Genomic DNA, 25,221 nt, shown 5'->3' with positions numbered 1-25,221 from the left:
AGGTCTGACCTAGAATTGTGGGATGCAACAGAAAGATTCACGTCCCCGTCAGTTAGTTTGGCCTCTCCAGGCGATGCCGCTAGCCAGGGCTATGGTCTTAGTTTACGCCCTGTTGATCATCTACGTGAGCTTAAATCCGTTTGATTTTGATTTTCAGATTGGTATTGCACCCTGGGCGTGGCTCGAAGCCCCTCTGCCACGATTTATTACGCTCTTCGATGTTTCGGTGAATATCCTGGCTTATATCCCCTTTGGATTTTTGGTGGTCTTTGCGGCATACCCTCGCTGGAGAAATTTTGTCGCATTAGCTCTTGCCATCTGTTTAAGTGCGCTGATTGCTCTGAGCGTAGAAACCTTGCAGTCTTGGGTGCCGACTCGCGTCCCTAGTTTGATGGACTGGTGGGCTAATGTATTTGGAGGGTTATTGGGTGGATTGCTGGCAATTCCCTTGGGTCCCGAATGGTTGTCAGGTAGCGCAATCCGTCGTCGCTTTGATCAGTGGTTTGGTTTGAATTGGGCCATATGCGCACTATTCTTGTTGTTTCCTTGGTCACAAATTTACCCACAAAGTTCTTGGCTTGGGGTTGGTGTTTGGGGCCATGTGGTATTTGGTTCGATTGATTGGGGGACGATGGTTATTAATCAAGTCGCTCAAGAAACCTTGATCACAGGACTATGCTGGGTTGGCGTAGCTTTATTACTATCTGTTGGGATGCGTGCCAAAGCGCCTCAGTGGCAAATTCTCAATGGTTTATTGGGTGTAACGGTGCTCTTGAAATGTTTGTTCACTGCTTTGCAATTTGGCGGTGAGTTTGGTTTGATATGGCTTACCGCAGGTGCATTCTGGGGGATGTTAATAGCGACAGTGGTCTTAAGATGGGCCTTGCGATTGCCATCTAAAACTAAATACCTCTTAGCAATTTTTTGTTTGGTGGTAGCCACAATAGCGATTAATGTTCTACCTGATAATCCTTATTTCATCCTTACACTGCGGCATTGGCATCAAGGACGTTTATTGCATTTCAATGAGTTGATGCAATGGGTATCAGTGATATGGTTGCCATTGGCATTTATCTGGACGATGCGCAATACTAAAGATACACACTCTAAATATTAATAAAGATAATTTTGATATGAGCTTTTCACACCACTTATTTTTTTGCTTGAATCAACGTAGTAATGGCGAGGATTGTTGCGATCGTCATAATGCATTCGCCCTATTTGAATATGCCAAAAACCGTGTTAAAGAGCTTGGTCTGGCTGGCCCAGGCAAGATTCGGGTGAATAAAGCAGGTTGCTTGGACCGCTGTGCTGATGGACCGGTGATGGTGGTCTATCCTCAGGGGGTTTGGTATACCTTGGTAGATCATGAAGATGTAGAGGAAATCATTCAGTCGCATTTAATAGGTGGCACTCCAGTAGCACGCTTGCAGTTAGCATAATTTTCTTAAGTTATTGTTGAAAGTTTTTTAGATGAATAGTCGTACAAAACTCATTCAGATTAATGGCATTGTGGGATCAATTGAAATGTCAATTGATCTACCGGATGAATTAAAAAGCAACCCTTTATTTGCGGTCCGTGGCTTGGCCTTGGTTGCACATCCACACCCGCTGATGGGCGGCACGATGGATAATAAAGTTGCGCAAACTATGGCGCGCGCATTCAATCAATTAGGTTATATCAGTGTACGCCCGAATTTTCGCGGTGTTGGTGGTACCGAAGGCGTGCATGATGATGGCGTCGGTGAGTTAGAAGACTTACTGCATGTAACAGAATGGATGCAGACGCCTTCTAGTTGGTCACAATTTGAGGCGACCGCCAATCAATCCTGGACCTCGTCAGCTAATACTTTGCCATTAGTGGTTTCGGGTTTCTCCTTTGGTAGTTTTGTTGGCAGTCATCTGGTGCAGAGGTTGGCTGATTTGGGTCGCCCAGCAGAGCGTTTGGTGATGGTAGGTAGTGCTGCGGGTAAATGGGTATTGGCTCAAGTGCCGGCCGACACCATTTTGATTCATGGCGAGCTAGATGAAACTATCCCCCTGATTGATGTATTAGATTGGGCGCGCCCTCAGGAGTTAACGGTTCAAGTAGTTCCTGGTGCGGACCACTTTTTTCATCGCAGGCTACATTGCATACGCAACATCATTACTGGCGCCTGGTTAGGCATGCCAGATCATCGCAATTATTAAGAGAGATGTTTAAAAAATTATGACTGAAGAAAAATCATTAATTGAATACCCTTCACTGTTTCCTATCAAGGTGATGGGGAAAAGCAATCCAGAGTATTTGCCAGCAATTCTTCATATTGCCAAGCAATTTGATCCAACGTTTGATGAGAGCAAAGTGGAGCAGCGACCATCTAAAGATGGAAATTATCTAGGCATTACTTTGCCGATTACTGCGACGAGTCGTGAGCAGCTCGATGAGTTGTATCGCACTCTATCGACACACCCTTTAGTTAGCATCGTTCTTTAAACGGCTGTATGTCAGCTTTAGTAAAGCATCTTGGCCTAGCGGATTACGCAACGACGTATGAAGCGATGCGTGCTTTTACTCAAGAGCGCAATGGCACTACACCAGATGAAATTTGGGTTTTAGAGCACCCACCCGTTTTTACTTTGGGCTTAGCTGGTGATGCTAGCAACCTCCATTCCCCAAGCAATCAAATACCCATGGTGCAAGTGGATCGGGGTGGTGAAATTACATATCATGGGCCCGGTCAGATAGTGGTCTACCTCTTGCTGGATTTAAAGCGTCTTGGAATTTTTGTAAAAGAACTGGTTTCTCGTATTGAGCAGGCCGTTATTGACACCTTGGCCGATTTTGGAATTCAAGCTGAGAGGCATGCTGGCGCTCCGGGCATTTACGTTTCTGAGCAGGCATCGGTGCCAACTGAGTGGTTTGGGGCCAAGATTGCTGCTCTTGGTCTTAAAGTCTCTAAAAGCTGCTCTTATCATGGCCTGGCTTTGAATGTAGCTACCGATTTAGAGGCTTTTGGGCGAATCCACCCTTGTGGTTATGAGGGCTTAAAGACGGTCGATATGCAAACTCTTGGGATCAAGGACAATATAGATACTATTAGCAATAAGCTTTTGGAGCACCTGCAAAAGCAACTGATGCCACATGACCACAAATAAAACCGATACCCAACAGTCTGTAGAAGCGCGTCAAGATCTTCAGTATGACGCTACGCGTAAACAAAAGTCGAGCGAAAAGACTGCGCGTATTCCAATCAAAATTGTGCCTTTAGAAGAGGTGCTCAAAAAACCAGATTGGATTCGGGTAAAGGCGGCCTCTGGAAATTCTCGATTCGCTGAAATTAAGAAAATTTTGCGTGAGAATGAATTAGTCACGGTCTGCGAAGAAGCAAGCTGCCCCAATATCGGGGAGTGCTTTGGTAAAGGTACGGCAACTTTTATGATCATGGGCGATAAGTGCACCCGTCGTTGCCCCTTCTGTGATGTGGGCCATGGCCGACCAGACCCCCTAGATGAAAAAGAGCCTGCAAACCTTGCCCGTACGATTGCCGCTCTAAAGCTCAATTACGTAGTGATTACCAGCGTAGATCGTGATGACTTGCGTGATGGCGGTGCAATGCATTATGTCGATTGCATTTCTCAATCACGCACACTTTCACCAAGCACTCGTATTGAAGTATTGGTTCCAGATTTTCGTGGGCGCTTAGATAAGGCATTGGATATTTTTGCCGAGCATGCCCCGCAAGGCTTGCCAGATGTCATGAACCACAATTTAGAAACAGTGCCTCGCTTGTATAAACAGGCAAGGCCAGGCGCTGATTACCTCCATTCTTTGAAGTTATTAAAAGACTTTAAAGAGCGTTTTCCTAATATTCCTACTAAGAGTGGTCTCATGGTTGGTTTGGGAGAAACAGACGAAGAAATTCTAGAAGTCATGCGGGATATGCGTGAGCACAATATTGATATGTTGACCATCGGCCAATATCTTGCACCTTCAGGTCACCACTTGCCAGTTCAGCGTTACGTGCATCCTGATGTTTTTAAGATGTTTGAAGAGAAGGCATATGAAATGGGCTTCTCACACGCAGCAGTTGGCGCGATGGTGCGTTCAAGTTATCACGCGGATCAACAAGCTCATGGGGCTGGCATTGTCTAAAAATGTTTTAAAGGTTTGCATCTTTATTGCAGCCCTTGCTTTTTTGTCAGCATGTAGCCCTAAGTTAAATTGGCGTACAGTTCAGTCACCCGAGCAAGGGTATAGCGCGCTTTTCCCTGCCAAGCCAGACAAATTAGAGCGCCACATTCCAGTTCAAGATCAAGATTTTCTACAAACTTTGGAGGCAGCCAAAGTTGACGATGACATTTACTCAATTAGCGCAATCCAAATTCCAGAAAATCAGGCTGCTGCGGCTAAGCAAGTCATTGCATTGCTTCAGAGTAATTTGATAGACAGGGCGAAAGCTGCTGGTGGGATAGTTGTTACGGAGGATGCCCTGTATCGTGCTGGTCAGCGTCAAGGCTTACCCACAAAAGATTATTTCATTACGTTTGCATCAAATGGGAAGGCTACCCAAGCAATGCGCGTTCGTTGGATCACGCGTTTAGTGGATAAAGGCAATAGTTGGGTTTATCAAATATCCATCTTGCATGCAGCCAGCGATGCGGTAGATGCAAAAACTTTTTTATCTCAAGAAGACTATACAAATTTTTTCAATGAGTTTTACCCAGAGTAAAACGCACTGCATCTGTTTTCGTTTTTTATTGGGTTTTTTCTAATGCAGCCACTTTGGCTTCAAGCGCTTCAAGCTTTTCTCTTGTCTTAGCCAGAACTTTTCCCTGCAGCTCAAACTCTTCGCGAGTGACTAGATCCATCTTCTGAAAACCTTGGTTCATCATCGCACGTACATTCTTTTCAATTTCTTGCGCCGGTGAATTACGAATGGCATCACCTACTTTGTTTTGCATATCACTTGCAATGCGTTGGATTTGCTCGAGGATTTCACCTGGTTTTTGCATGATGGGGTTTCGCAGTTCTATTTAAAGTTGCATAAAAGATACACATTGATATTTTAAGTTGAGTGCTCAAAACTGGTGAAAATGGGCAAATCTGGCTAAAAATGCTGAATATTCACTATATTGGTGCACTATTGAGCACCAAAGCAGGGCGAAGGCCTTAATTAGGGGAATGCGCCCAAATTCAAATCTGCTCCGACCTTCAATATCACCCTATGCAATAAGCATTCAACCCATTTTTTATTACAAACCAGTAAGGAGTTAAGTATGAAAACTTTACAGAAAACAGCAATCTCTGCAACAGCAGCAGCTTTGCTGGCCGGCTTGGCGTGTTCTTCAGCATTCGCCGAAGAAGCGGCAGCCCCAGAAGTAAGCCCAATCACTGCTAACGTAACAGTAGCTAGCAGCTATATCTATCGTGGTTTGACACAATCGAATAACAAACCAGCAATTCAAGGCGGCTTTGATTACGCCCATGAAAGCGGTTTCTATGTAGGTAACTGGAACAGCTCAATCAGCTGGATCAGCGATAGCTACGGCGGTACTTCTCCATGGGGGCATTCTGTTTCCGCTCCGGTAGAGATGGATTTTTATGCCGGTATCAAGAAAGAATTGATCGGCGAAGGTTTTGCTAGTGATTTCGGTGTATTGCAGTACTACTACCCGACGTCTGGTTTGCCTGGCATTCAGTCTGCTAACTTGGTAAACGCTACTCCAACAATTCGTCAAAGTTCTGGCGTTAACCCAAGCACAACAGAGTTGTATGCAGCGCAAAACTTTACTGCAGGTGCAACGACTGGCTTCTTGAAGTTTTCTTATGCTGTAAGCAACTTGTTCGGTATTGCAAACTCTAAGGGCTCTTTCTACCCAGATTTGACTGCAAACTATGACACTGGTTTTTATGGCCTCACAGTAAATGCACACGTTGGTTACCAATATGTTCCGAACAACATCGTTGTGGTTGGTTCAAGCCCATACAACGGTACATGGAATTTGAGCTATGCCGACTGGAAGCTTGGTTTGACTAAAGACTTTGGTGGCGGCTTGTCTGCTACTGCTTACTACACTGGTACTAGTGCGCAGAAAGTGGGCAACACTTATGTGTATTCAACACCTAACGGCGGTAACCAAGGTCGTGGCAACGCAGTTGTAGCCCTTACTAAAACTTTCTAATTTCCACCTCTGAACGGAGAAACATATGAAATTAATTACCGCAATCATCAAGCCCTTCAAGCTTGACGAAGTGCGCGAAGCTCTCTCGGAAGTGGGGGTTTCGGGTATTACCGTCACTGAAGTTAAAGGCTTTGGTCGTCAAAAAGGTCACACCGAGTTGTATCGCGGTGCTGAGTATGTTGTCGACTTTTTGCCTAAAGTAAAAATTGAAGCTGCTGTTGAAGATGGCATCTTGGAGCGTGCGATTGAAGCAATTGAAAAATCTGCACGTACTGGCAAGATTGGCGATGGCAAGATTTTTGTCTCACCAGTTGAGCACGTCATTCGTATTCGTACCGGTGAAACCGGCGCGTCAGCACTTTAAAGAGAGGTTCAATATGTTAACTTGGATGAAACGACTCGTAGCTGGTGGTGCAATGGCCTTGGCTATTGGCGCTACTGGCGTAATTGTTACTTCGCCAGCGCATGCTGATGAAGTAAAAAAACCAGCAGTTACTGCTCCTGCCGCAACTCCAGCAGCTGCAGAACCTGCGCCCGTTCTTTGCTCTGAAAAGTGCAACAAGGGCGATACCGCTTGGATGTTAGTTTCTACAGCACTCGTGTTGTTGATGACGCTTCCTGGTTTGGCTTTGTTCTACGGCGGTTTGACACGTAGCAAGAACATTCTCTCCATCTGCATGCAATGCTTCATGGTCTTTTCTTTGATTACAGTGCTGTGGGCGATCTATGGCTACAGCTTTGCATTCACAGAAGGCGGAGCGTTTATTGGTGGACTCGATCGTCTGTTCTTGGGTGGTATGAATCCAGATTCAGTAGCAGCAACCTTTAGTAAGGGTGTTGTAATTCCTGAATATGTATTCATGGCCTTCCAAGCAGTGTTCGCAACCATCACTTGCTGCTTGATCATTGGTTCCTTCGCTGAGCGCGCTAAGTTCTCTGCAATTTTGGTATTCATGGTCATTTGGTTCACATTCAGCTACTTGCCAATCGCTCACATGGTTTGGTTCTGGCCTGGTCCTGATGACATCAAAGATGCTGCGTCACTCGAGGCGATTACTGCTCGTGCTGGTTGGTTGTGGCAAAAAGGTGTTCTCGACTTTGCTGGCGGTACTGTTGTTCATATCAATGCTGCGATCGCTGGTTTGGTTGGCTCATTCGTTATCGGCAAGCGTATTGGTTACGGCAAAGAAGCAATGAAGCCACATAACCTCGTTTATGTAATGACTGGTGCTGCACTCTTGTGGTTCGGTTGGTTTGGTTTCAATGCTGGTTCAGCACTCGAAGCAAACGGTAGCGCTGCATTGGCTTTCGTAAATACTTATTTAGCAACTGCTGCTGCTGTATTGGGCTGGTCTGTAGCTGAGTGGGTTCTCAAAGGCAAGCCTTCTATGTTGGGCGCGGCTTCTGGTTGCGTAGCTGGTTTGGTTGCTATTACTCCTGCTGCTGGTTTTGCGGGCCCAATGGGTGCAATCATCATCGGTTTAATTGCTGGTGTAGTTTGCCTCTGGGGTGTTACTGGTCTCAAGAAGATTTTGGGTTCAGACGACAGCTTGGACGTATTTGGAGTTCACGGCGTTGGCGGTATTACTGGTGCTTTGTTGACCGGTGTATTTGCTGATCCAGCTTTGGGCGGCACAGGCATCTGGGATTATGTAGCAAATGCTGTTGCTCCTGATTACTCAATTGCTAGCCAATTGTGGGTTCAAGCTCAAGGCGTAATTACTACTGTAATTTGGTCTGGCGTAGTTTCTTTCATCGCCTTCAAATTGATCGATATTGTGATCGGTTTGCGTGTGAAGGAAGAAGAAGAGCGCGAAGGCTTGGATATCAGCTCACACGGTGAGACTGCTTACGAGTCTTAATTAGTAGATTTACCCCTCACCGGGCAGCCTCTGGTTGGTTGCTCGGTTTTTAAGCGCGGGATCCTAGGATCCCGCGTCTTTCTTTTAAAAATCTTACAATGGTGGAATGGTTCCACATCTAATTACTGCCCTTAGCGGCCCTTTGCTCGAATTAGAGTCAAAGGTGCTAGAAGCCACCCCAACTATTGAGCGCTGGTTCAGGCTTGAATGGCAGGAACATACCCCGCCTTTCTATTGTTCGGTGGATTTACGAAATTCCGGTTTTAAGTTGGCCCCGGTTGATACCAATCTCTTTCCTGGTGGATTTAATAATCTTTCTCCGCAAATGTTGCCTTTGGCAGTTCAGGCTGCAATGGCTGCAATTGAGAAAATCTGCCCAGAAGCCAAAAATTTATTATTGATTCCAGAGCGTCATACACGTAACACTTTCTATCTGCAAAATATTGCACGCCTGTCATCCATCTTGCGCCAAGCTGGACTTAATGTTCGCTTGGGTACGTTTTCAGAAGAAATTAAAAAGCCAACCTGGATTGAGTTGCCTGATGGCAATCGATTGTTGATGGAACCTCTTTCTCGTCTTGGCTTGAAAAAGCAGCGCTTAGGTTTAAAAGATTTTGATCCTTGCTCCATCTTATTAAACAATGATCTATCTGCTGGTATTCCCCCAATTTTAGAAAATATTCATGAGCAATACCTGCTCCCCGGCCTCCATGCTGGCTGGCATGTCCGTCGTAAATCTAATCATTTCGCGGCATATGAAGAAGTAGCGAAGAAGTTTGCCAAGGTTGTTGATATTGATCCATGGATGATTAATCCTTATTTCACGAGTTGCTCAGATATTAATTTTCATGAGCGCAAAGGTGAAGATGAGCTACAAGCGGCTGTTGAGCAAGTCTTAAAAAAGACTGCTAAAAAATACCGTGAATACGGAATTAAAGAAAAGCCATATGTTGTTGTCAAAGCTGATGCAGGTACTTATGGCATGGGCGTGATGGTGGTGAATGATCCTTCTCAGCTCAAAGGCTTGAATCGTAAAGATCGCAACAAAATGAGTGTGGTGAAGGAGGGCCTTGAGGTTAGCGATGTGCTGATTCAAGAGGGCGTTTATACCTTTGAAAAAGTCAATGAAGCAGTGGCAGAACCGGTGGTTTATATGATTGATCGGTATGTGATCGGCGGTTTCTATCGCGTCCATACAGATCGCGGTCCAGATGAGAACTTAAATGCTCCCGGAATGCATTTTGTGCCGCTTGCCTTTGAGCAGAACTCGATGCCTGACCTGGGAGCAAAGCCTGGTAGCGCAGCCCCCAACCGCTTCTATTTATATGGCGTTGTAGCGCGTTTGGCACTTCTGGCAGCCTCACTAGAGCTTGAGAGAACTGATCCAGATATGGAAGTGTCATAAATTGCAGTATTAATGACTTGCTAAAGAATATGGATCTTTTATTTATTGCTGACCCGCTTGAATCTTTTAAGATTAAAAAAGACTCCACTTTAGCGATGATGCGTGTTGCTCAAGAAGCCGGGCATCGTTTGTGGTTTTGTCAGAGCCGCAATATTTTGTGGAAAGACAATTTTGTTGTCGCAGATTGTCAGCCGCTTTTCATCAGGCCTAGCTCTACCTCTTGGTTTGAGCTTGGAGCCCTAGAGTCACGTTCGCTGAAATCCTTCTCAGCAGTATTAATGAGAACGGATCCACCGTTTGATATTGAGTATCTCAATACAACTTGGATGCTCTCAGCTGCGCAGCGACAGGGTGCAAAAGTATTTAATGATCCCGCAGCTGTGCGTGATCATTCGGAAAAACTATCGATTACTGAATTCCCTGAGTTAATTCCCCCTACCTTAGTAACGCGTGAGCTGAGCGCAGTAGAAGAGTTTCATCAAACGCACCGCGATATTGTGATTAAGCCCTTGGATGGTATGGGTGGGATGGGTGTATTTCGAGTGAGCTCTGATGGTTTGAATTTAGCTAGCATTGTGGAAACCTTGGGTGAAAATGGCGCTAGAACCCTGATGGTGCAACGTTTTTTACCAGAAATTGTTCAGGGCGATAAACGGGTCTTGCTGATTGGCGGTGAAGTTGTTCCGTTTGCGTTAGCGCGCATTCCTCAAGGTAAAGAGATTCGCGGTAATTTGGCTGCTGGTGGCAAAGGGGTTGCAATGCCACTGACGGAGAATGAAAGAAGTGTGGCTGAAAAACTCGCGCCAATACTGTTTGGGCGTGGTTTATTTTTAGTTGGTCTAGATTTAATCGGGGGCTATTTGACCGAGATCAATGTCACTAGCCCAACCTGTTTTGTCGAAATTACCGAGCAAAGTAATTTTGATGTGCCGCAGTTTTGGTTAAAAGCGCTTGAAAGGGCATTGTCATAACATGGCTGGAATCGTAATCGTTGCACATACACCTGTAGCCAGTGCAATGCTTGGTTTTGTGGAGCATACCTTTGGCGCCTTGCCTGAAAGAGTTAGGGCTGTTGATATCCCTCCGCATGAAGATATCAAGGCTAGCTTTGATCGTGTTTTAAAAGCAGCTTATGGCGTAAACACTGGCAATGGCGTACTGATATTGACTGATGTAATGGGGGCAACGCCAGCAAACGTAGCCTCAAGACTAGAGGCGCTCGGCCCCTTGTCAGGCTTAAATGCTCCCGTCATTGTGTTGGCAGGTTTAAATCTTCCCATGTTGATGCGCTGCGTCTCCCATCGTGGCGAAGGCCTGGAAGAGTTGGCTAAAAAAGCTTTAGCTGGTGGGCAAAATGGAATTTTGCGCCTTGGCGCAAAAATGGATCAAGAGTAAAGGTTGGGATGCACTATGCCAGTTGCTGAAATCGAGATCATTAATAAATTGGGGCTCCATGCAAGAGCTTCTGCAAAGCTGTCGCAATTGGCAGCCCAATTTCCTTGTGAAATACTGTTGTCACGCAATGGGCGTCAAATTAATGCTAAGAGCATTATGGGTGTCATGATGCTCGCTGCCGGTATTGGCAGTACAGTAACTTTAGAGACTGTTGGCGATAGGGCGGATGAAGCTATGCAGGCCATTACCGCTCTCATTAATGATCGCTTTGGAGAGGGTGAGTAAGCATGACATTTGCCTTGCACGGAATTCCAGTATCGAAAGGCATTGCCATTGGCAAAGCGGTACTGATTTCGCGTGCAGCTTTAGAGGTAAGCCATTATTTGGTTGAGCCTGGCAAAGAAGATGCAGAAGCCCAGAAGTTATTAGATGCTTTTGATCAGGTTCGCCTTGAGTTAGAGCAATTGCGCCAAGGTTTGCCTAAAGACGCGCCTCAAGAGATGGCGGCGTTTTTGGATGTGCATGGAATGATTTTGGCTGATCCTGCTTTGGCTGAAAAGCCCATCAAATTAATTCGTACTCAGCGACTGAATGCTGCCTGGGCATTAACTACCGAGCTTAATGATTTGCTGGAGCAATTTGCCGAAATTGAGGACCCCTATCTCAAAGAACGTGCAAACGATATTCGCCAAGTAGCAGAGCGCGTGATCAAGGCTTTAAATGCGCAAAAGAAAGATGTTCTAAACGATTCTGAATTTTTGCCAGCCACGGATATCGGCGTCGAATCAATTATCGTGGCCCACGATATTGCGCCACACGATATGTTGCGTTTTAAAGAGCATGCATTCACTGGCTTTGTCACCGACTTGGGTGGAAAAACATCCCATACCGCGATCGTGGCGCGCAGCATGGAAATTCCAGCGGTTGTTGGAGTACGTCATGCCAGCGAAATGATTCGCCATGGAGATTGGTTAATTCTGGATGGCGAACAAGGTTTAGTAGTTGTTTCTCCAGATGAGCAGTTGTTGGCGGAGTACCGCAAGTTACAAAGCCAGGCAGCAAAAGAGGCTCGCAAACTTCAGCAGCTTAAGCACGCGAAGACGGAAACTCTCGATCGCGTGGATATTGAGTTGCTTGCCAATATTGAACTGCCAGAAGATGCAATTCAGGCAGTGAAGTTGGGCGCAGTGGGAGTTGGACTGTTTCGATCTGAGTTTCTATTTATGGATCGCAAACAAGCACTTCCAGATGAGGAGCAGCAATATCAAGAGTACCGTCGCGTAGTCGATTTAATGCATGGACTACCAGTCAATATCCGTACGATTGACGTGGGTGCTGATAAAGCATTGGGCGCTGGCGGCACCGATGTATCGCAAACGGGCACATCACCACTGGGTCTGAGAGCAATTCGCTGGTCTTTGACTGAGCCTGAAATTTTCTTGACACAGCTCAGGGCAATTCTACGGGCTTCAGCGCATGGACAGGCGCGCATCATGATTCCGATGTTGGCGCATGCCAAAGAAATCGATGAAACCTTCCGCTTGATTGAAAAGGCAAAGCAACAATTACATCAACGCGGCCAAGCATTTAATCCCAATATTCAAGTGGGTGCCATGATTGAAATTCCGGCAGCAGCTTTGGTATTGCCGCTCTTTATAAGCCGTTTTGATTTCTTATCCATTGGTACGAACGACTTAATTCAATACACCTTAGCAATTGATCGGGCAGATCATGCGGTTGCCCACCTGTACGATCCATTGCATCCGGCAATTTTGAATTTAATTGCCAATATTATTGAACAGGCAAAGCGCGCCAATATTCCAGTTGCTGTCTGCGGAGAGATGGCTGGAGATCCTTCACTAACAAAACTCCTGCTTGCCATGGGTTTAACAGACTTCTCAATGCACTTTAGTCAGTTGTTACTAGTTAAGCGCGAGATTCTGAAGGCCAACGTAGGCATGCTGAGAGCGCGCTTTCCGAGAGTATTGAAAGCGTATGAGCCGGAAGCTCAAGCAAAGGCATTGGAACGCTTGCTAGCGTAATTTTTTAATGTAGATTACCGCAGACTGAGCAGTCGGGGTTGCGGGCAATCTGAATTTGATCTACCTGAGTAGCACGGGCATTCCAAAGTAGCATCCGTCCAACTAGGGGCTCCCCAAATCCAATTAAGACTTGTAATGCTTGGGCTGCCTGGATAGACCCAATGATGCCAACTAGCGGGGAAAAGACTCCCATGGTGGAGCAGCTAACCTCTTCAAAGCTTTCATCGGGTGAAAAGATGCAGGCATAGCAGGGAGAGGTTTTATTGCGTGGATCAAATACTGATACCTGCCCATCAAAGCGAAGTGCTGATCCAGAAACCAGTGGAGTGTGATGCGTCACACAAGCGCTGTTAATTAAGTGCCGGGTCAAAAAATTGTCGGTGCAATCTAAAACAATAGAGACGCTAGGTAGCAATTCATCTAGTAATGAGGCGCTGACTTTAGCTTGAATCGTTTCTACTCGAATGCTGGAGTTGAGCTGTTGCAAAAAATGCTTGCCAGATGTGACTTTGCTTTTGCCAACCATAGATTCGGTATGCATGATTTGACGTTGCAAGTTAGTCAGATCAACGTCGTCGTGATCCACTAAGGTAATGTAGCCCACCCCTGCTGCAGCCAAATAGGGTGCTACAGCACTGCCTAAACCACCCGCCCCAACGACCAGTGCATGGGCATTTAAGAGCTTCTCTTGACCTTCGACATCAATATCCTCAAGCAATAAATGCCTTGAGTAGCGCAGTAACTGCTCGTCATTCATGGGTTAGCCCGAACAGTGAATTACTCAAGCTTAGATGAAGAGCGCTTCACCGGTTGACCATTGATAAAGGCTACAGCCTGAGAAAGCATGAAGTCATCAGCACTACCAAGTTCTGGCGGTTTTTTGTTCTTCTCTTTTTCTTTTTCTTCAGGCGTCTTCTTGGCGTTTTTCTCTTCGATGCGCTGCATTTCTTCGAGACGACGTTGTTCGCGATCTTTAATTAGCTTATCTTCTGCCGATTGTTTATTGCGCAAATGCTTTTCGCTATCGATCTCACGCGTAATCAATACGTCATCAGGATCCCCATCTTTATTTTGGTCTACAGGGATATCCGGTTTGATGCCAAATGCTTGAATCGATTTGCCGCTAGGGGTGTAGTAGTAAGCAGTAGTAATTTTCAAAGCGGAATCATTGGTTAAGGGGCGTACTGTTTGTACGGAGCCTTTGCCAAAAGTGGTCTTGCCAATGATGGTTGCGCGCTTGTAGTCTTGCAGGGCGCCAGCAACAATCTCAGAGGCAGATGCGGAGTAAGCATTGACTAGAACCACCATCGGGAGCTTCTTGAAGATCTCAGGTACGCCTGCTAATGGGTCGCCTGGCTCGCTTAAGCGGTACATGGCCGGGGTTGCATTAAATACTTGCTGGGAGTCTGGTGCTTGACCTTTTGTGGACACAATGACTGCGCCAGGGGGTAAGAAAGCAGCTGCCACTCCAACAGCGCCTTGCAATAAGCCGCCACCGTTATTGCGTAAATCCAAAATAATGCCCTTGAGTTTTGGATCTTGATTGGCTAAATCAGTTAGTTTTTTTGCAAGATCCGGTACGGTACGTTCTTGAAAGCTCGTCACGCGAACCCAGGCAATATCGTTATCCAAAATTTTGGCTTTTACCGACTGCACTTTAATCTCGGCGCGCGTGATCGTAACTGGAAAGCTACGTTCCTCACTCTTACGGTAGACCGTTAAAGTAATTTTTGTTCCCGGTGTACCGCGCATAGTCCGTACTGCTTTGTCGAGTGACATTCCACGTACGGGCTTGTCATCTAAGCGAGTAATTAAATCACCTGCTTGAAGACCGGCGCGTGCAGCAGGGCTGTCTTCAATTGGGTTGAGTACTTTTACTACTCCATCTTCAGAAGTAATCTCAATACCTAAACCAGCAAACTTGCCAGAAGTTTGCTCTTGCATTTCAGCAAAATCTTTTTTATCTAAGAATGTAGAGTGCGGATCAAGACTGCTTACCATACCTTTGACAGCATCTGTTAATAGTTGCTTGTCTTCAATTGGTTCAACATATTCCCGTTTGATTTGCGCAAACACATTAGAGAGTGTGCGTAGCTCATCCAGCGGCAGCTGGGAACCTTGCTGGGCGGTTGCGGAGAGCTGGATGGTGGCAGCTACACCAGCAACAAGACCAATGGCAATGAGGGCAAAGTTCTTCAGAAATTGACGCATGTTTTTGGTTTAGTCCAAATAGAAATGTTGAATGGGTTTCAGGTTGTCATCGAGCTCATATACCAGTGGAACGCCATTAGGAACATTGATTTCCATGATGGCCTCATCAGACATTTGATCCAAATACTTAATTAAAGAGCGAATACTGTTGCCATGTGCAACTAGTAATACGCGCTTGCCCGCTTTTAGTGCTGGAGCAATCGATTCATTCCATAGTGGTAGGACGCGCTCAACGTTATCTTTGAGACATTCACCCAAGGGGATATCAGAAGCGTTGAGTTTTGAGTAGCGCGGATCATGTTTGGGATTGCGCTCATCCTCATTTTCCAACAAAGGTGGACGCACATCATAAGAACGTCGCCAAATATGAACTTGCTCATCACCATATTTTTCAGCGGTTTCTGCTTTGTTCAGTCCGGTGAGCGCACCATAGTGACGTTCATTTAATCGCCAGCTATGAACCACTGGGAGCCACATGAGATCCATGGTGTCTTGAACATTCCAGAGGGTGCGAATAGCACGCCTCAAAACAGAGGTATAGGCGATATCGAATTCATAGCCAGCTTTTTTGAGGTTTTCACCTGCTGCTAGGGCTTGTTCGGCACCTTTTGGGGTTAAGTCAACGTCCGCCCATCCAGTAAAGCGGTTTTCAAGGTTCCAGGCGGATTCGCCATGACGAATAAGGACAAGTTGTTTCATAGAGCCATTCTATAATCCGGTGATGAACTTTCTCACGCAAATTGATAATTTAGCGCTTATCGCCCTTTTAGTGGTTTCAGGCGTAGCGCTGTTCCTTCCTACATTATCTACGCTTATTAGCGGAAAGGGCTTGTCCCCTACCGAGGCGACCATCTGGATTAATCGCCGTAAATCTCATGTTTTGGATTTGCGCTCTGAGGAGGCCTTCAAGGCTGGTCATTTGCCAGGAGCAAAATTGGTCAGCGCAGCTGGCTTGGTGGGCGCAATCGAAGCGCTGAAATTAGATCGAAAGCGTCCAGTAGTCTTGGTCTGTGATACCGGCGCATTGTCTCGTAAGGCGCTGGCCGAGGTTCAGAAATTGGGCTTTGCAGAGGCCGGGGTTTTAGATGGTGGCGTCCAAGCTTGGAAGCAGGCCGCCCTACCATTGGTTAAATAGAGAACAAATATGCCTTCTGTGACGATGTACAGCACCCAGGTGTGCCCATATTGCGTGATGGCTGAAAAGCTATTGCTGAAAAAAGGTGTGAGTAATTTAGAGAAGATTTTGATTGATCTCGACCCCTCACAACGTGAAATCATGATGACCCGAACTGGTCGACGTACTGTCCCACAAATTTATATTGGCGAGACTCATGTGGGTGGATATGATGATTTAGTGGCCTTGGATCGCGCTGGAAAGCTTGATCCTCTGCTAGTTTGATAGATTAGATAAATAAAGAAAGCTTGTGATGACTGAACAATCTTCTGCTCCTCAAGATGGTGCTGCCGGATCAAATGAACCTGGATTCCGAATTCAGCGTATCTACCTGAAAGATTTATCTTTAGAACAACCAAATGCCCCTGAAATTTTCTTGGTCGTTGCTGAGCCTCAAGTACAGGTTGAGGTTGATGTTGCGGTGAAGCGTTTGAGCGAAGGACTGTTTGAAGTATCCCTTACCTCTACGATGACAGCACGCGTCGAGGGCAAAGTACTCTTTTTGGTAGAGGCTAATCAGTCTGGCATTTTTGAATTCAGCAACATCCCTCCAGAGCAAATGGATCTCATGTTGGGAATCTCTTGCCCAACGATTCTGTACCCTTATTTGCGCTCGAATATGGCTGACATTATTGGTCGTGCCGGTTTCCAGCCTATTCACTTGAATGAAATTAATTTCCACGCAATGTATGAGCATCGCTTGATGAAGGCTCAGCAGGCGGCTGCAGGTGCACCGGGTGCCGCTGCAGATGAAAGCAAAATTATTCTTCCTAACTAAAGTCATCATCTAGGTCACGATCAATGAAGGTGACGTTATTAGGTGCTGGAGCTTGGGGTACCGCAATGGCCTCCCAAGCTGCGCGTCATCTTCAGGATGGGGATGTTTGCTTATGGTCTCGCAGCGCTGATCAGCTTCAGGAGATTGCGCAGAGTGGCGAAAATAAATCCTATTTACCCGGCATTAACCTTCCTAAAAACCTACATTTAGAAGCGGACTTTTCTGCCGCTATTAATAGGCTTTCTGAGCAGGATCTATTGGTGGTTGCAACACCGATGTCCGGTCTTGCGGAAACGATTACGCAAGTACTTCAAGTTGCTAAACACCCCCTCAATATTATTTGGTTGTGCAAGGGCTTAGAGCCAGCAACTGCGCTATTGCCTCATCAAGTGGTTGAGCGTGAACATCAATTGCATGGCCGTGGGTTAACTCATGCTTATGGTGCATTGTCTGGACCAAGCTTTGCACACGAAGTTGGCGCTGGTATGCCATGTGCTTTGACGGTTGCTAGTGCGTCAGCTCAGCTTTGCGAGATTGTTCAAGCTGCTTTTCATCATGACAATATGCGCGTTTACTCAAGTGATGATTTGATCGGCGTTGAATTAGGTGGTGCCGTTAAGAATGTTTTGGCAATTGCTGCAGGAATTGGCGATGGCCTACAGCTTGGGTTAAATGCACGTGCTGCAGTTCTCACTCGCGGCTTGGCAGAAATGATGCGCTTAGTAAAAGCGGCTGGCGGTAAATCAGAAACCTGTATGGGTCTTACGGGTGTAGGCGATTTAATTCTGACGGCAACTGGCGATCTTTCTCGTAATCGCCGGGTTGGGCTTGAATTGGCTGCGGGCAAGTCTCTCAATGAAATCCTAGCCAGCTTAGGTCATGTGGCTGAAGGCGTCTTATGCGCTGCTGCCGTGAGTGATCTCGCTAAGCGTTTAGGCGTGGATATGCCAATTACCGCCATGATGGGCGAGGTTCTCTCGAGTAAGTTGACTCCAAAAGAAGCGGTTAAGAAGCTGATGGGACGTGATCCCAAAATTGAAGCGTAGAACTACAGCTTATTTACCGCCTGTAAGACCATTTTGGCGCCAGGCTTCGTAAACCACAATTGCAACAGTATTCGATAAGTTCAGACTGCGACTGTTATCTTGCATTGCCAAGCGCATTTGATTTGATGTTGGAATCGAATGACGCACTTCTTCGGTGATGCCTTTCGTTTCCGAGCCAAAAACAAAATAATCCCCCGGCTTATATTTGCCATCATGAAAGCTCCCACTACCTTTAGTAGTTAGTGCATAAAGATGCTGGGGGTCGGGATGTTCGTTCTCTAAAAACTGGGTCCAACTTGCATGCACTTTAATGCTCGCAAACTCGTGATAGTCCAAACCGGCGCGCCTTAACTTAGCATCCTCCATGGGAAATCCCAAGGGTTCAATCAAATGAAGCTTTGCGCCAGTATTGGCACATAAGCGAATGATATTGCCTGTATTGGGCGGTATTTCTGGTTCAAATAGAACGATATTAAACATGCTGCATTCTTTGTTTTTTTAGGGAGATTTAGTTGCTCTGAGTAATACCCAGTTAATGACACGTGAGACCTTATTGTCCTTCAGAATACGCGCAATCTCATTCAAGGTGGCGCCGCTAGTCATGACATCATCAAATACGATCACAATTTTATTTTGTAATCGCTCTCGATACTTTTCATCAATATAGAACATTTGTTGAATCGAGTGATAACGTTCATCTCTTGAGCTTCCTGCTTGGCGTTCTGAATGATGGTGACGTTTTAAGGCATATGGTAGCTTCACTAGGTTTGCATTACATCTTAGTTTTCGGGCTAACTCCCAACTTTGATTAAAGCCGCGCGTATGCAATTTTTTTACGCTAAGCGGTACAGGCATTAAGTAATGAGCCTCTGTCGAGATTAATGAAGTGCTCAATAGGTGATTCCAGACATCAGCCAATCCTGATGCATAAGACAATCTCTTTTGATATTTAAATTGATGCAAGGCATCTTGCAAAATTCCCTGATACCGATCAAGACAAATGGTTTCATCAAAGTAGGGTGCTTGCACCTTGCATTGCCTGCACTGATGTTCGCTAAGCTCGTTTGCATTGAGAGGTAAGCCACATTGATAACAACACTCATACTGCATGAGGCTATTGCAGTGGATGGTTGCTAGGCAATTTGCACAGACGGAATGCGCTTGAAACGCTTTGCAGGCAATACATTCCGTTGGCAAAAGTGCAGTGCTGAGTACGCGAAAAATTTTCTCTAGAAAACGCATGGGGCGCTGAGTATACTGAGTCAATGACCCAGCCAATCAGATGGTTACAAGCTGAAATTGCAGAACGCATGCTGCAAAAGCTCGACATCGTCAAATTAGAAGTACGTGATGTGTTACTTATTCCAGATTTTCCTGGGAGACATCATGACGCCCTTGCAAAACGCTTTCCCAAAGCACGCATTCATAGCATTGCTGAGAATGCATCATCTTCATTTGCCCTATGGAGATCTAAAGCGAAATGCCATTGGCGCTCTATTTTTTCTTCTGGAAAATCAGGTGAGATTACTCAATATCAAATGAGCGGTAAATTCATGCTCCCTGATAATTCTGTTGATTTAGTCATCAGCGATCTCTTGCTGCAAGACTTGCCGGACCCTAAGCAATTTTTAAGTGAGTGTTGGCGTGTTTTGCGCGAGGGCGGCTTAATTGCTTTCAGTTATCTCGGTCCCGATACCGGTAAAGAGCTGCGCGCTCTCGAAACTGGGCTTTTACAGCTAAAAAATCTTGTCAGCCCCTGGGACATGCACGATATGGGTGATGCCTTGATGGCGGAGCGTTTTTCTGACCCCGTCATGGATATGGAGTATCTAACCCTCGATTACGAGAAGTCGGCTTTATTGCTAGCCGATATCAAGGCTTTGAAATTGGTCCATTCATTGCCAAATCTAAGCGCAGATATCAGCCAATTACCCCAAAAATTGACGCTGGAAGTGGTGTATGGGCATGCATGGGCAATCGGAAAGCACCTTGCAAAAGCCAAGGATCAGGTTGCCTATATTGATCTAAATCAAATTGGACGCAAGACTAGGTCAGATTCTGCTTAAGTGTAAGTGCTTACTATCATTTAAACCTCGACCAAGATTGGACCAGGCTGGGTTATCCCTGTTTGTTCTTGAGTCTAATTAACCCTATAATCACCGCTGGATGTATTGGCTTGAGACCGCTTTTTGAGCACTTTGTGGCGCTTTTTGCTGCAGTGCTCGCGACAATAAACAGAGAATAAGATGAATTTATTTGGAAAAGTCACTAGGGCATCGCTCTACTTAGTAGCAGCCTTTGGCACAGCTTTGGCACACGCAACAGAGAATATGCCTGGCGGCCCAGCTGTAAATCAGCTGAATTTCGCAGCCCCAGCTACCAAAATCATGCAGGAAATCCATTGGTTGCACTGGATGATGCTTGCGATTTGCGCATTTATTTTTGTGGGTGTTTTTGGTGTGATGTTCTACTCCATTTTGAAGCACCGCAAATCATTGGGACACAAGTCGGCTTCATTCCACGAGAGCACTCTGGTTGAAATCGTTTGGACTGTGATTCCATTGTTAATTGTGATTGGCATGGCATTGCCTGCAACGAAAACAGTAGTGGCAATGAAAGACACCACCAATTCAGACATCACCATTAAGACTACAGGTTACCAGTGGAAATGGGGTTACGACTACATCAAAGGTGAGGGAGAAGGTATTAGCTTCCTTTCAACCTTGGCAACCTCTCGTGAGGCTATCAATAACTTGGAACCAAAATCGAATACCTATTTGATGGAAGTGGATAACGAGCTTGTTGTACCGGTTGGAAAAAAGATTCGTTTGATCACTACAGCAAACGACGTCATTCACTCTTGGACTATTCCTGCTTTCGGCGTAAAGCAAGATGCGATTCCAGGCTTCGTGCGTGACACTTGGTTTAAGGCTGACACTATTGGCACATTCCGCGGTCAGTGTTCTGAGTTGTGCGGAGCCGAACACGCTTTCATGCCGATTGTTGTGAAAGTCGTTTCACAAGATGATTACACCGCTTGGGTTGCTCAGAAGAAAAAAGAAATGGGCGCTGGCGGCGATGATCCTTCTAAGGTTTACACCTTGGAAGAGCAAAAAGAACGTGGCGCAAAAGTGTATGCAGCTAACTGCGCTGCTTGTCACCAGCCGAACGGCAAAGGTGCAGGCGCATTCCCAGCATTGGATGGCAGCAAAGTAGTGAATGGTCCTAAAGCAGGCCAATTCAATATTTTGCTAAACGGTAAAAATGCAATGCCGAAATGGGCTGGCGTACTGTCTGATGGTGACATTGCCGCAGTCATTACCTATACCCGTAACTCCTGGGGTAATAAGACGGGTGAAGTGATTCAGACCCAAGAAATTATTACCGCACGTGGCGGCCAGTAATCCATTAACGAATAACAGATAAACGAAACCGGAGTAATTCATGAGCACAGTCTCTACTACCCACGATCACGCACACGATCACGCGCATGATGATCACACGCCACATGGTTGGCGTCGTTGGTTGTTTGCAACCAACCACAAAGACATCGGTACGATGTATTTGATCTTCTCGTTTATCAGCTTATTAGCTGGTGGAACGATGGCCTTGGGAATTCGTTTGGAATTGTTCCAGCCTGGCTTGCAATTCTTCCGCCCAGAATTCTTTAACCAGCTCACCACCATGCACGGTTTGGTGATGGTGTTCGGCGCGATCATGCCGGCCTTCGTTGGTTTTGCAAACTGGATGGTTCCATTGCAAATCGGCGCATCCGATATGGCCTTTGCCCGTATGAATAACTTTAGCTTCTGGATTCTTCCTGTAGCGGCTACTTTATTGCTAAGCTCTTTCTTGGCTCCTGGCGGCGCTCCATCTGGTGGTTGGACGATTTATGCACCATTGACCTCACAAATGGGTCCTGGTTTGGACATGGGTATTTTTGCTCTCCACTTGTTGGGTGCTTCATCCATCATGGGCTCGATCAACATCATCGTGACCATTTTGAATATGCGCGCTCCTGGCATGACATTGATGAAGATGCCAATGTTCTGCTGGACCTGGTTGATTACTGCCTACTTGTTGATTGCTGTGATGCCTGTATTGGCGGGCGCAATCACTATGGTCTTGACTGACCGTCATTTCGGTACTTCATTCTTCTCTGCAGTAGGTGGCGGTGACCCAATCATGTTCCAGCATATTTTCTGGTTCTTTGGTCACCCAGAGGTTTACATCATGATTCTTCCTGCATTCGGAATTGTGAGTGAAATCGTCCCAGCTTTCTCCAGAAAAACTCTGTTTGGTTACAGCTCCATGGTTTATGCAACATCGTCTATCGCGATCTTGTCATTCATCGTTTGGGCGCACCACATGTTTGCAACTGGTATGCCTGTAACTGGTCAGCTGTTCTTCATGTACGCAACGATGTTGATTGCTGTTCCAACTGGTGTGAAAATTTTTAACTGGGTTGCAACAATGTGGAAAGGGTCTATGACCTTTGAAACACCAATGTTGTGGGCTGTTGGTTTTATTTTCGTATTTACGATGGGTGGCTTCACTGGTTTGATTTTGGCGATGGCGCCAATTGATATTGGCTTGCAAGATACCTATTATGTTGTTGCCCACTTCCACTATGTGTTGGTAGCCGGTTCATTGTTTGCCATGTTTGCAGGTTTCTACTACTGGTGTCCAAAGTGGACTGGTCGTATGGCTAGCGAAACTCGTGGCAAGATCCATTTCTGGGCTTCCATGATCTTCTTTAACATCACCTTCTTCCCAATGCACTTCTTGGGTCTTGCAGGTATGCCACGTCGCTATGCTGACTACCCAACGCAGTTTGCTGACTTCAACATGATCGCTTCTATCGGCGCATTAGGTTTTGGTTTAGCTCAGGTTTACTTCTTGTTCTGTGTAGCATTGCCTGCATATCGTGGTCATGGTGAGAAAGCTCCAGCCAAGCCTTGGGATGGTGCTAAAGGTTTAGAGTGGACTGTGCCTTCACCAGCTCCACATCACACTTTTGAAACTCCTCCAAATGCGGAGCAGTTGCGTGAAGCAGGAATTTAATTCGTCTTCTAAAGCAGCCCTGGCAGCGAATAATCGCCGCCTAGGGCTGATTCTTTTGAGCATTGCCGTAGTGTTTTTTATTGGCATTGTGATGAAGTGGAGCGTTTTAGGTTAAACCTAACAGTAAACATGACAGCCAACCATTCTGCTAACCGCCAAATCTTATTGAAGCTCTTAATCGCTTCGGTAATGATGTTTGGTTTTGGTTATGCCTTGGTGCCGATGTATCAAGCTTTGTGCAAGGTGACTGGCATTAATGTGGTTACTAGTAAAAACGACTACGGTGTGAGGGCATTTAGCCCAAACAAGGTTGGCAATACTCAGGTAGATTACTCGCGCAAAGTGACCATTGAGTTTGACTCCAATAGTCGTGGCCCATTTACTTTTAAGCCAGTAAAAAACTTTTTAGAAGTTCACCCTGGGGAGATGACCGAGATTGTTTATGAGGTCACCAATAATTTAGGTCGTTCAGTTGAGGCGCAGGCGATACCAAGCTATGCCCCGAAAAGCGCGACAGAGTTTTTTACAAAATTAGAATGTTTTTGTTTTCAGCAGCAGACTTTGGCTGCGCATGAAATGAAGAAAATGCCGGTTGTTTTTGTGATCGATGCAGGCTTGCCGCAAGATGTCAAAACAATCACTTTGTCATATACCTTCTTTGAATTAGGTGTTGGCGTTCCACCAGCTGGATCAACGACTCCCAAGTCCAAAGGCGTGTGATGGAGAAAAAGAAAAGTTCTTTTTTGCAGTCTATGAAAGCCGTGATGTGGGGTTTTTTAGGGGTGCGTAAGCAGTCTGGTTTGCAAGAAGATGTAGCTACATTAAGTTTTGTACACATTATCATTGCGGGTGTTGTTGGTGCCTTGATTTTTATGGCCATCCTGCTCTTGATAGTGAAAGCAGTTGTGTCCCATTGATTATTTTTTGATTGAATAGAGAGAATAAGATGTCATCCAATTCAACCCCTTACTATTTCGTCCCTGGACTATCTAGGCATCCTGCCATGGCAGCGGCTGGCTTAGTTGCCTTTGGTTACGGCATGACTGGCTGGGTCAACCATACTTCATGGGGCGGTGCGCTGACCCTTGCTGGTGTGGCCTGGGTGCTATTTGTGCTCTACCATTGGTTTGGCGACACGATTGCTGAATCCAATACTGGTAAAAACGGTGTGAACGTTGATATTTCTTATCGTTGGTCAATGGCTTGGTTCATCTTTTCAGAAATCATGTTCTTTGGCGCATTCTTTGCCGCACTCTTTTATGCGCGCAATATTGCAATGCCTTGGATGGGTGACGTTGAGAGCAAATTGCTATGGCCTGATTTCCAAGCAGTTTGGCCAAATGATGGTCCTGCTGGTTTGGTGGAGAAGTTCACTACGATGGGTCCTTGGCCAATTCCAACACTCAATACTTTCTTGTTGTTGAGCTCAGGTGTAACGATCACGATTGCACACCATGCATTAGTTGAAAATCACATTAAAAAAGCCATCAACTTCTTGGCTGCCACCGTTGCATTAGGTTTCGTATTCTTATGCTTCCAAGCATTCGAGTACTACCACGCTTACCATGAGTTGAACCTGAAGCTGACATCTGGCATCTATGGCTCAACCTTCTTTATGTTGACCGGCTTCCATGGTTTCCACGTATTCCTGGGCGGCACGATGTTGGCGATTGTTTTGCGTCGTATGATCCGTGGTGATTTCACTGCCGAGCATCACTTTGCGTTTGAAGGCGCTGCCTGGTACTGGCACTTCGTTGACGTTGTCTGGCTCGGTCTGTATATCGCTGTTTACTGGATGTAAAGAAATAAAAATCGGGGCTGTAAGCCCCGATTCGTTTTTAGCTGTACGGTTTTTAAAGCAATTTAGTTGTAGCCTACTTTGATGCCTGTCGCCTCAATCAAGCCAAAGCGGTAGGCAATCAGGATGCCTATAAAGAGCGCAAGAGACAAGCCGATGCGTAGCATTAAAGAGCGAACCATTCTTGAGCTATTGCCCCGGTCTTTCATCATGTAGTAGAGAGCAGAGCCTAAGCTGGCCACAATCATGAGCAGTACAACTGGAATAATCCACTTCATTTC

33 protein-coding genes are annotated in these 25,221 nt (G+C 45.9%); 26 read left to right on the top strand and 7 right to left on the bottom strand.

Features of this window, described 5'->3' with window-relative positions; translation table 11 throughout:
- Positions 1–22: 22 nt before the first annotated feature.
- From ICN24_RS00670 to ICN24_RS00640, 7 genes are read left to right on the top strand one after another with little or no spacing between them, the layout of a single operon-like run.
- Entirely contained in the window at positions 23–1,117 is a 1,095-nt protein-coding gene (locus ICN24_RS00670) for a VanZ family protein (protein ID WP_216220690.1), read from the top strand.
- Positions 1,118–1,133: 16 nt separating this feature from the next.
- Positions 1,134–1,442 carry a ferredoxin gene (locus ICN24_RS00665; RefSeq protein ID WP_216220689.1) on the top strand — a complete coding sequence of 103 codons (309 nt, stop codon included), beginning with the start codon at positions 1,134–1,136 and terminating at the stop codon, positions 1,440–1,442.
- A gap of 31 nt (positions 1,443–1,473) precedes the next feature.
- Complete coding sequence (locus ICN24_RS00660) at positions 1,474–2,190, top strand: alpha/beta hydrolase (protein WP_216220687.1); 717 nt, start codon at positions 1,474–1,476, stop codon at positions 2,188–2,190.
- Between the two features lie 19 nt (positions 2,191–2,209).
- Positions 2,210–2,476: a YbeD family protein gene (locus tag ICN24_RS00655; protein WP_216220685.1), complete on the top strand. Its 267-nt coding sequence runs from the start codon at positions 2,210–2,212 to the stop codon at positions 2,474–2,476.
- An 8-nt stretch (positions 2,477–2,484) separates the two neighbouring features.
- The gene (lipB, locus tag ICN24_RS00650) at positions 2,485–3,138 is read left to right on the top strand and encodes a lipoyl(octanoyl) transferase LipB (RefSeq protein ID WP_216220683.1); all 654 of its coding nucleotides are present in this window, start codon (positions 2,485–2,487) and stop codon (positions 3,136–3,138) included.
- A complete protein-coding gene (gene lipA, locus ICN24_RS00645; protein WP_216220681.1) occupies positions 3,125–4,135 on the top strand; it encodes a lipoyl synthase in 1,011 nt (336 codons plus the stop codon). The genes lipB and lipA overlap by 14 nt, the downstream gene beginning before the upstream one ends.
- Positions 4,128–4,712, top strand: a complete 585-nt coding sequence (locus ICN24_RS00640; protein WP_216220679.1) for a hypothetical protein — start codon at positions 4,128–4,130, stop codon at positions 4,710–4,712. The genes lipA and ICN24_RS00640 overlap by 8 nt, the downstream gene beginning before the upstream one ends.
- A 25-nt stretch (positions 4,713–4,737) precedes the next feature.
- Here ICN24_RS00640 and ICN24_RS00635 read toward each other — a convergent pair whose 3' ends face one another.
- Positions 4,738–4,995: an accessory factor UbiK family protein gene (locus ICN24_RS00635; protein WP_216220678.1), complete on the bottom strand. Its 258-nt coding sequence runs from the start codon at positions 4,993–4,995 to the stop codon at positions 4,738–4,740.
- A gap of 264 nt (positions 4,996–5,259) precedes the next feature.
- Here ICN24_RS00635 and ICN24_RS00630 point away from each other — a divergent pair, with 264 nt between their 5' ends.
- From ICN24_RS00630 to ptsP, 8 genes are all read left to right on the top strand, one after another.
- Complete coding sequence (locus ICN24_RS00630) at positions 5,260–6,165, top strand: TorF family putative porin (protein WP_216220677.1); 906 nt, start codon at positions 5,260–5,262, stop codon at positions 6,163–6,165.
- 25 nt (positions 6,166–6,190) lie between these two features.
- Complete coding sequence (locus ICN24_RS00625; RefSeq protein ID WP_011903792.1) at positions 6,191–6,529, top strand: P-II family nitrogen regulator; 339 nt, start codon at positions 6,191–6,193, stop codon at positions 6,527–6,529.
- A gap of 13 nt (positions 6,530–6,542) precedes the next feature.
- Entirely contained in the window at positions 6,543–8,027 is a 1,485-nt protein-coding gene (locus tag ICN24_RS00620; RefSeq protein WP_216220676.1) for an ammonium transporter, read from the top strand.
- A gap of 106 nt (positions 8,028–8,133) precedes the next feature.
- Positions 8,134–9,432, top strand: a complete 1,299-nt coding sequence (gshA, locus tag ICN24_RS00615) for a glutamate--cysteine ligase (protein WP_216220675.1) — start codon at positions 8,134–8,136, stop codon at positions 9,430–9,432.
- Positions 9,433–9,461: 29 nt separating this feature from the next.
- Positions 9,462–10,403, top strand: coding sequence for a glutathione synthase (gshB, locus tag ICN24_RS00610; RefSeq protein WP_216220674.1), 942 nt, complete (start codon positions 9,462–9,464; stop codon positions 10,401–10,403).
- Position 10,404: 1 nt separating this feature from the next.
- A complete protein-coding gene (locus tag ICN24_RS00605) occupies positions 10,405–10,827 on the top strand; it encodes a PTS sugar transporter subunit IIA (RefSeq protein WP_216220673.1) in 423 nt (140 codons plus the stop codon).
- Between the two features lie 15 nt (positions 10,828–10,842).
- Positions 10,843–11,112 (top strand): HPr family phosphocarrier protein, encoded by a 270-nt coding sequence (locus ICN24_RS00600; RefSeq protein WP_216220672.1) that lies wholly within the window; start codon positions 10,843–10,845, stop codon positions 11,110–11,112.
- Positions 11,113–11,114: 2 nt separating this feature from the next.
- Positions 11,115–12,869: a phosphoenolpyruvate--protein phosphotransferase gene (gene ptsP / locus ICN24_RS00595; protein WP_216220670.1), complete on the top strand. Its 1,755-nt coding sequence runs from the start codon at positions 11,115–11,117 to the stop codon at positions 12,867–12,869.
- A gap of 4 nt (positions 12,870–12,873) precedes the next feature.
- Here the strand turns inward: ptsP and ICN24_RS00590 are convergent, their stop codons facing one another.
- Genes ICN24_RS00590 through gpmA form a run of 3 tightly spaced genes read right to left on the bottom strand, consistent with a single transcriptional unit; the run spans position 12,874 to position 15,779 of the window.
- Positions 12,874–13,626, bottom strand: a complete 753-nt coding sequence (locus ICN24_RS00590; protein WP_216220668.1) for a HesA/MoeB/ThiF family protein — start codon at positions 13,624–13,626, stop codon at positions 12,874–12,876.
- A 20-nt stretch (positions 13,627–13,646) separates the two neighbouring features.
- Positions 13,647–15,080 (bottom strand): S41 family peptidase, encoded by a 1,434-nt coding sequence (locus tag ICN24_RS00585; RefSeq protein WP_216220666.1) that lies wholly within the window; start codon positions 15,078–15,080, stop codon positions 13,647–13,649.
- Positions 15,081–15,089: 9 nt separating this feature from the next.
- Positions 15,090–15,779 (bottom strand): 2,3-diphosphoglycerate-dependent phosphoglycerate mutase, encoded by a 690-nt coding sequence (gene gpmA / locus ICN24_RS00580; RefSeq protein ID WP_216220663.1) that lies wholly within the window; start codon positions 15,777–15,779, stop codon positions 15,090–15,092.
- Positions 15,780–15,801: 22 nt separating this feature from the next.
- On the opposite strand from gpmA, the gene ICN24_RS00575 reads away from it, so the two are divergent.
- Genes ICN24_RS00575 through ICN24_RS00560 form a run of 4 tightly spaced genes read left to right on the top strand, consistent with a single transcriptional unit; the run spans position 15,802 to position 18,078 of the window.
- Positions 15,802–16,215 carry a rhodanese-like domain-containing protein gene (locus ICN24_RS00575; RefSeq protein ID WP_216220661.1) on the top strand — a complete coding sequence of 138 codons (414 nt, stop codon included), beginning with the start codon at positions 15,802–15,804 and terminating at the stop codon, positions 16,213–16,215.
- Between the two features lie 9 nt (positions 16,216–16,224).
- Positions 16,225–16,479: a glutaredoxin 3 gene (gene grxC / locus ICN24_RS00570; protein WP_216220659.1), complete on the top strand. Its 255-nt coding sequence runs from the start codon at positions 16,225–16,227 to the stop codon at positions 16,477–16,479.
- Positions 16,480–16,507: 28 nt separating this feature from the next.
- Positions 16,508–17,032 carry a protein-export chaperone SecB gene (secB, locus tag ICN24_RS00565; protein WP_216220658.1) on the top strand — a complete coding sequence of 175 codons (525 nt, stop codon included), beginning with the start codon at positions 16,508–16,510 and terminating at the stop codon, positions 17,030–17,032.
- Between the two features lie 23 nt (positions 17,033–17,055).
- Complete coding sequence (locus tag ICN24_RS00560) at positions 17,056–18,078, top strand: NAD(P)H-dependent glycerol-3-phosphate dehydrogenase (protein ID WP_216220657.1); 1,023 nt, start codon at positions 17,056–17,058, stop codon at positions 18,076–18,078.
- Positions 18,079–18,087: 9 nt separating this feature from the next.
- Here the strand turns inward: ICN24_RS00560 and trmL are convergent, their stop codons facing one another.
- Both trmL and ICN24_RS00550 read right to left on the bottom strand, forming a co-directional pair.
- On the bottom strand, positions 18,088–18,558 hold the full coding sequence (trmL, locus tag ICN24_RS00555) for a tRNA (uridine(34)/cytosine(34)/5-carboxymethylaminomethyluridine(34)-2'-O)-methyltransferase TrmL (RefSeq protein ID WP_216220656.1): 471 nt from the start codon (positions 18,556–18,558) through the stop codon (positions 18,088–18,090).
- 18 nt (positions 18,559–18,576) lie between these two features.
- Positions 18,577–19,320: a ComF family protein gene (locus ICN24_RS00550; protein WP_216220655.1), complete on the bottom strand. Its 744-nt coding sequence runs from the start codon at positions 19,318–19,320 to the stop codon at positions 18,577–18,579.
- A 23-nt stretch (positions 19,321–19,343) separates the two neighbouring features.
- Here ICN24_RS00550 and ICN24_RS00545 point away from each other — a divergent pair, with 23 nt between their 5' ends.
- The 7 genes from ICN24_RS00545 (at position 19,344) to ICN24_RS00515 (ending at position 24,943) form a co-directional block, all read left to right on the top strand.
- Entirely contained in the window at positions 19,344–20,144 is an 801-nt protein-coding gene (locus ICN24_RS00545; protein ID WP_255532515.1) for a methyltransferase domain-containing protein, read from the top strand.
- 180 nt (positions 20,145–20,324) lie between these two features.
- On the top strand, positions 20,325–21,482 hold the full coding sequence (gene coxB, locus ICN24_RS00540; RefSeq protein ID WP_216220654.1) for a cytochrome c oxidase subunit II: 1,158 nt from the start codon (positions 20,325–20,327) through the stop codon (positions 21,480–21,482).
- 40 nt (positions 21,483–21,522) lie between these two features.
- Entirely contained in the window at positions 21,523–23,142 is a 1,620-nt protein-coding gene (gene ctaD / locus ICN24_RS00535; RefSeq protein WP_216220653.1) for a cytochrome c oxidase subunit I, read from the top strand.
- The gene (locus tag ICN24_RS00530; RefSeq protein ID WP_370623083.1) at positions 23,126–23,257 is read left to right on the top strand and encodes a cytochrome oxidase small assembly protein; all 132 of its coding nucleotides are present in this window, start codon (positions 23,126–23,128) and stop codon (positions 23,255–23,257) included. The genes ctaD and ICN24_RS00530 overlap by 17 nt, the downstream gene beginning before the upstream one ends.
- A gap of 14 nt (positions 23,258–23,271) precedes the next feature.
- Entirely contained in the window at positions 23,272–23,862 is a 591-nt protein-coding gene (locus ICN24_RS00525) for a cytochrome c oxidase assembly protein (protein ID WP_216220651.1), read from the top strand.
- Positions 23,862–24,059: a DUF2970 domain-containing protein gene (locus ICN24_RS00520; RefSeq protein WP_216220650.1), complete on the top strand. Its 198-nt coding sequence runs from the start codon at positions 23,862–23,864 to the stop codon at positions 24,057–24,059. The genes ICN24_RS00525 and ICN24_RS00520 overlap by 1 nt, the downstream gene beginning before the upstream one ends.
- Before the next feature lie 29 nt (positions 24,060–24,088).
- Positions 24,089–24,943, top strand: coding sequence for a cytochrome c oxidase subunit 3 (locus ICN24_RS00515; RefSeq protein ID WP_216220649.1), 855 nt, complete (start codon positions 24,089–24,091; stop codon positions 24,941–24,943).
- A 62-nt stretch (positions 24,944–25,005) separates the two neighbouring features.
- Here the strand turns inward: ICN24_RS00515 and ICN24_RS00510 are convergent, their stop codons facing one another.
- Positions 25,006–25,218 carry a twin transmembrane helix small protein gene (locus ICN24_RS00510; RefSeq protein WP_216220648.1) on the bottom strand — a complete coding sequence of 71 codons (213 nt, stop codon included), beginning with the start codon at positions 25,216–25,218 and terminating at the stop codon, positions 25,006–25,008.
- Between the last annotated feature and the right edge of the window lie 3 nt (positions 25,219–25,221).

The sequence above is a fragment of the Polynucleobacter sp. UK-Kesae-W10 genome, assembly GCF_018881575.1.
In the GTDB taxonomy this organism is placed as follows: domain Bacteria; phylum Pseudomonadota; class Gammaproteobacteria; order Burkholderiales; family Burkholderiaceae; genus Polynucleobacter.
The sequence above is the reverse complement of the archived record's forward strand: the minus strand, read 5'-3'. Positions and strand labels throughout refer to the sequence as shown.